General features: G+C 65.0%; 2 protein-coding genes. Both read right to left on the bottom strand.

What is annotated here, in order from left to right; all coding sequences use genetic code 11:
- Positions 1–345, bottom strand: a 345-nt coding sequence (locus tag ABD323_RS41520; RefSeq protein WP_344447270.1) for a WXG100 family type VII secretion target, incomplete at its 3' end; no start/stop codon positions are given.
- Positions 346–391: 46 nt separating this feature from the next.
- The gene (locus tag ABD323_RS41515) at positions 392–865 is read right to left on the bottom strand and encodes a hypothetical protein (RefSeq protein WP_184919138.1); all 474 of its coding nucleotides are present in this window, start codon (positions 863–865) and stop codon (positions 392–394) included.
- Between the last annotated feature and the right edge of the window lie 215 nt (positions 866–1,080).

The raw sequence follows: 1,080 nt of genomic DNA, 5'->3' as shown, positions 1-1,080 counted from the left end.
CTTGGACCAGAAACTCGGTTCCTCCGGCATCGTCCGCTTGGCTTCGTCGATGGCCGCAGACATCAGCTCAAGGGTCACCGCAGCATCATTGGCGTAAGCCGCCGCATTGTTGATACTGGCGGCCAGCTTGGTCATCTTGGTGTGGAAAGCCTCGCTGGTGGAGCCTTCCCAACTAGCCGTGGCATCACCTGAGGCAGTGGTGAGAGAGGTCCGGATCTGCTTCAGCGTATCGGTGGCGCGGCGCCAGGGGTCCCCCGCCGACATGATGCCGCCGGAATCCATGCTGTTCACCATGCGACGGAGATCGCCGTGGCTGTAGCCGTTGAAGTTCGTGAAATCGCTCATGAGTAGGTGCCTCCTGTCCGCTGCGAAGTCCTAGGTCCTCGAGTGCTCACCATGTCGCTTGAGGCTCACCGCTACCGACCGGAGTCGCGCCCGCAGGTGCCGTCGGACTGGGTTGCCTGGCACCGGAACGCGATGCGGGCGAGGTGTAGACAGCAGGCGTGGCGCTCCCTACCGACCAGCCATCCGAGTTGACCTTCAGGCTGTGGACGGTTTCGCTCTCCTGCTCTTCGTAGTTGGCCGCGGTGAGATCAGCCTTACGCTGGGCCTCGTCGATGGCGTTCTGCAGGAAGTCCATGACGCCCCGAAGGCTGTCCCGCATGACCTCGTACTTGTCGAACAGCGCCTGCGCCTCAGGAAACGTCCCGAAGGCCGCCCGCCCGACCCCGCTCTGCCCGTGCGTCCGGCTGCCGTCCGCACGTGCCTGGAACTCGTCCAGCAGCCCCCGTACCTGCGACGCGAACGCCCGTAGGTTGTCGACCTCGACGCGGTAGCCGGCACCGCCGCCGTTCCCCGTGCTCACGACTGTCCTCCCCCATGGAGCCAGGACTCGACTCTCTGCCCTGGTATCAACTGTTCCGGTTCGACCCGGTCTTGAGGACACGGGCCTACAACCCTCATGTCTAACACATACCGCCGTCGGCCTGAACGGCGACGTGACACCGTGGAAGCGATTGGTACCGAAGCAGGACACGGCCGCCGCCAGCGCCCGGCGACAGAGCGAGTCGGCCCGGCGGG

It is taken from the genome of Kitasatospora nipponensis (genome assembly GCF_039528135.1).
GTDB lineage: Bacteria > Actinomycetota > Actinomycetes > Streptomycetales > Streptomycetaceae > Kitasatospora > Kitasatospora nipponensis.
The sequence above is the reverse complement of the archived record's forward strand: the minus strand, read 5'-3'. Positions and strand labels throughout refer to the sequence as shown.